This window comes from Chloroflexus sp. (genome assembly GCF_034435895.1).
GTDB lineage: Bacteria > Chloroflexota > Chloroflexia > Chloroflexales > Chloroflexaceae > Chloroflexus.
In genome coordinates this window covers 1-4727 of record NZ_DAOTWH010000152.1, presented here as the reverse complement: position 1 = coordinate 4727, position 4727 = coordinate 1, and the positions used below count along the sequence as shown (strand labels likewise).

Below are 4727 nucleotides of genomic sequence, written 5' to 3'. Positions count from 1 at the left end.
GGCTGCGCCGGAGCCGCCGGCTGCGCCGGCGCGGCGCCAACCGCGATCCGGCCATCAACCGCCGGATTGACCGGTGAATTGGCGGCAATGTACTCTTCAACGACATCGGCCAAAATGAAGCCAGTGTCAACCTGATTGCGCCCGCGGGTGAAGACGCTGTAGCCGTCGCCGCCGGTCAGCATAAAGTTGTTGGTGACGACCACATAACTGGCGTTTTGATCGATCGGCGCGCCGCCGACGGTCACGCTCGTCACCCGGCTGGCCGCCGGCAATGACGGATCGTAGGTGAAGCGGAAGCCGGCGATCTGCGGGAAGCGGCCCGCGCCGCTCTCAACTTGGCTAACACCGTTGTTGAGCGCCTCGATCACCTGCGCGCCGGTCAGCGTCACCAGCGCCAGCGTGTTACCGAACGGCAACACCTCCAGAATCTGACCAACCGTCACTGGCCCCGCCGGGATCGATGCCCGAATACCGCCGCCGTTGGTGATCGCCAGCGTCGCCCCAGCGCTGCGCGCCTTAGCCAGCATGGCATCAGCTACCAAATTGCCGAGATTCGTCTCGCGCGAGCGAATATTGGTGCGGCTGCCATCGAGATCGACCGCTGCCGAACCAACCACCCGCGCGCGCAACTGCTCGATCGGGCCTTTGAATACTGCAATCCGGTTCTCAAACCCCTGATCCGCCGGCAGCGACGGCAGCACCTCAGTCGGGTTGCCCTGCAAGTCGATCACGGTGCCGGCAGCGTTAAAGGCCACCGTTATATCACCCAACCAGCGCCCCCACTCCCAGTCGGTAACGACCACCACCGGCTTGCCATCCGGCCCGGCGATCAGTTCGGGGTAGGGAGGCGTGCGCACATTGTTCATCGGTGCCATCGGCGTGTGCGAGTGGCCGCCGATGATCATGCTCATCCCGCCTACTTCGCGTGCAATCCGGCGATCGACATCGATCCCCACATGGGTCAACGCAATAATGGTGAAAGCGCCTTCGGCCTTTAGCGCCGCTACCTGCTGGCGGGCCGCTTCGATCGCCGAAGTAAAGGTAATGCCGGGGCCGGCGTTCGAGAGCACGCCGGTGTCTTCCGGGGTCAAGCTGAAGATGCCGATCTTCCGGCCATCTTTCTCAATAATCGTGCGCGGCTTGATCAGGCCGGCCAGCGGGTTGCTGGCGGCCACCGCAATATTCGCGCTCAACACCGGAAATTTGGCCCGCGTGATGAAATCAACCAGCGCCTGCGGCCCTTTGTCAAACTCGTGATTGCCAACGGCCATCGCCTCGTACCCCATCACATTGTAGAACTCGAGGTCGGCCATGCCGTTGTACTGGTTGAAATAGAGCGTTCCTTGGAAGACATCGCCAGCATCGACCAACAAGGTGGGCATCGCTGTCTCGCGACGGATCTTGTCGATCAATGCTTTGCGGCGCGACACACCGCCGTGAACCGGATTGTTGCCGCTGAACACCGGTTCAATCCGGGCATGGTGATCATTCGTGTGCAGAATCCGTATGCGGAAGGCAGGATTTTCCTGCGCCAATGCTAGCCGGAAGCTGCCGTCGCTGTAGATCGCGAGCAGCGCCCCCGCCCCTAGAGCGACCGTCCCCTTGAGAAACCGCCGGCGTGAGATCTTCTCCATGAGGCATGCTCTCCGTTTCAAGCGCGAACAACCACAACCAAACCGCGTTGCCCTTCATGATGGCAATCCGCTTGGCCTCATCGAGCGCGCAAGCATCAAGGTGCAAACCAACGTTGAACTGGAATAGGCATGCGCATAGTACCGCAGATGGAGCGTTTTGGCAAGCGAATCAGGTCGATTTTTTGCCGAATCTGATGCAATTAATCGATTGTTCAAGCGCGCTTAATCATTTCTTGATACAACCGCACGCTATTGTGATGATGGCAGGCTTATGAAATGCGACAGCTTCGCTGCCGCATTCCACATTCATCCAATAACCCGCATGCTATTGTGATGATGAGATTCGCTGAATTGCGGCAGCCAAACTGCCGCACTCCACAATGTCCGTATCGAATGCCGTCCTCCGCATCATCAGGTATAATACGAGTGTCCCTGCCCAAGCGACCAATAAGGAGCGATGTATGCCCCGCACTGAGCCAACGCCCGCGCTGATCAGCGCGATCGAAGAGGTGCAACAGCGCGTGCTCTGGTTATCGACGCTGATGATTCACCACGCCAACCACGCGCGCCCTAATCCCGACGGGGTGAAGGTGGGCGGTCATCAGGCGTCTTCAGCCTCGATGGTCACGATTATGACCACCCTCTACCTGCACTATTTGCGTCCCGGCGATCGGGTGTCGGTGAAGCCGCATGCTTCGCCAGTCTATCACGCGCTGCAATATTTGCTGGGCCAGCTCGATGCGCGCTACCTCACCCAACTGCGCGCGTTTGGCGGTCTGCAAGCCTACCCTTCCCGCACCAAAGACCCTGACCCGCCCGATTTTTCTACCGGCTCAGTCGGGCTTGGCGCAGTTGCGCCGGCCTTTGCCGCCCTTAGCGCCCAGTATGCTGCTGCACATTTCAACCGGCCCACCACCCAACGCTTCATCGCGCTCGTCGGTGATGCCGAACTCGATGAGGGTAACGTCTGGGAAGCGGTGATCGATCCGGCGCTCGCCGATCTCGATAATTTGCTCTGGATCGTCGATCTCAACCGGCAGAGTCTAGACCGGGTGGTGCCCGGTATCCGCGCCGCGCACCTCAAGCGACTCTTTGCCGAGAGCGGTTGGCGGGTACTGGAAGCAAAGTACGGCTGCCGCCTGCAAACCCTCTTTGCCCAACCCGGCGGCGAGGCGCTGCGCGCCCGTATTGACGAGATGAGTAACGAGGAGTATCAGGCGCTCATCCGTTTGCCCGGCCCCGATCTGCGCCCCCGCCTCGTCAACGGCGACGAGCGACTTGCCCGCTTGCTCGCCGCCGTTCCTAACGAGGAATTGCCGGCGACGCTGGCGAATCTCGGCGGCCACGATGTGATCGAATTGCTCAAGACGCTCGCCGCCGCCGATGCCAAACCGCGCCGGCCAACGATTATCTTTGCCTATACGATTAAGGGTTGGGGTTTGCCTATCGCCGGTAATCCGCTCAATCACTCGATGTTGCTCACACCCGACCAGATCGAGACGCTACGCGAGCAGTTCGGCATCGCTCCCGGTCACGAGTGGGATCGGCTGCCGCCCGATTCACCCGGTGGCCAGCTCTGCGCCGCCGCCGCGGCCCGTCTGTATGGCGCGCCCGATCATGCTGCGCCTGCCGTAACCATTCCCCTGCCCGACGAGATTGCCGTGCCCGCCAGTGGCATGGTTAGCACCCAAGATACCTTTGGCCGCTTTCTGGTGCGCATCGCCGATATTGCCGGTCTGCGCGAACGGATTGTGACCGCGTCGCCGGATGTGTCGGTTTCGACCAATTTGGCCGGCTGGATCAACAAGACTGGGGTGTTTGCCCGCCACGAAGAGCCGGATTTTGAGACCGAAGCCTATCGTATGTTGCGCTGGCGGCGCTGGCCGGGTGGGCAGCATATCGAATTGGGCATCTCGGAGATGAACCTCTTTATGCTGCTGGGGATGTTTGGGTTGGCAGGCGACCTGATCGGCGAACCGCTTATCCCGATCGGCACAGTCTACGATCCGTTTGTCTGCCGCGGCCTCGATGCGTTTATCTACGGCCTCTATTCGGGAGCGCGATTTATTGTCGTTGGCACTCCCAGCGGTATCACGCTATCGCCCGAAGGCGGCGCACACCAATCATCAGTCACAGCCTCATTGGGGATCGAGTTGCCCAATCTGGCCAGCTTCGAGCCGTGTTTCGCCCTTGAAACGGCGTGGCTGCTGCGCGAGGCGCTCCGGCTTTGTATCGATCCGAATGGCTCGGCCAGCTATCTGCGCCTCTCGACCCGCCCGATCGACCAGAGCTTGCTCCAACCGGCCCTCAACCGGCTCGGCGCTGATGAGCTGCACCGGCAGGTGTTGCGCGGCGGCTACCGGCTGATTGACCGCGCCGATTACCACGATCATCCGCATGCGCCGGTGGTGCAGATCGTCACCAGCGGCGCCTTAGTGCCCGAAGTGGTCGCGGCGGCCCACTATCTGCGCCGCGAAGGGGTGGCGGTGAATGTGATCAATCTCACCAGCGCCCGCCGGGTGTACGAGCAATGGAAACAGGGTGGCGATGTGAGCTGGCTCATCCCGCCTAGCGAACGCAAAGCGCCGATCGTGACCGTCCACGATGCCGCTTCGCATGCGTTGGCATGGCTCGGCTCAATCTACGGTGCGCCGCTTCGCGCCCTTGGTGTTGACCGGTTTGGCCAATCAGGGGCGCGTGATGATCTCTACTGCGCCTTTGGGCTTGATCCGCTGTCAATCGCGGAAGCAGCGTTTGAGCTCGTGGATTAACACCGCAGGGGGCGCAGCGTTGAGACGCTTAATTGCTTATTAGTGCCTGTTGCCTTTGCGTCCCCGGCGTCCTCTGCGGTAAAAACCTATGGTCTAACACCCCATCGGTGCAGGGTAGCGGTCATAGGCGCCGCCCCTTGCGCCAACCTTCTCCTCCGCGCCCTCTGCGCTCTCTGCGGTAAGAACTATCGGCGCCCTCCGCGGTAACATCATCTACCCCCGCCCCTGCAACAACAACGTTGCGATCAAGGTCTGGGCAAAGGTCAGCGTGGCCGGCGCCGGTGGCGGCTCTTCGCCCGTCGCCACCTGCCCGCGCACCGGC

2 protein-coding genes are annotated in these 4727 nt (G+C 61.4%); one reads left to right on the top strand and one right to left on the bottom strand.

The window, feature by feature from the left end; translation table 11 throughout:
- Nucleotides 1-1634, bottom strand: a 1634-nt coding sequence (locus tag U9R81_RS09210) for a 5'-nucleotidase C-terminal domain-containing protein (protein WP_322495185.1), incomplete at its 3' end; no start/stop codon positions are given.
- A 461-nt stretch (nucleotides 1635-2095) separates the two neighbouring features.
- On the opposite strand from U9R81_RS09210, the gene U9R81_RS09205 reads away from it, so the two are divergent.
- Nucleotides 2096-4405 (top strand): transketolase-like TK C-terminal-containing protein, encoded by a 2310-nt coding sequence (locus tag U9R81_RS09205; RefSeq protein ID WP_322495184.1) that lies wholly within the window; start codon nucleotides 2096-2098, stop codon nucleotides 4403-4405.
- The last annotated feature ends 322 nt before the right edge of the window (nucleotides 4406-4727 follow it).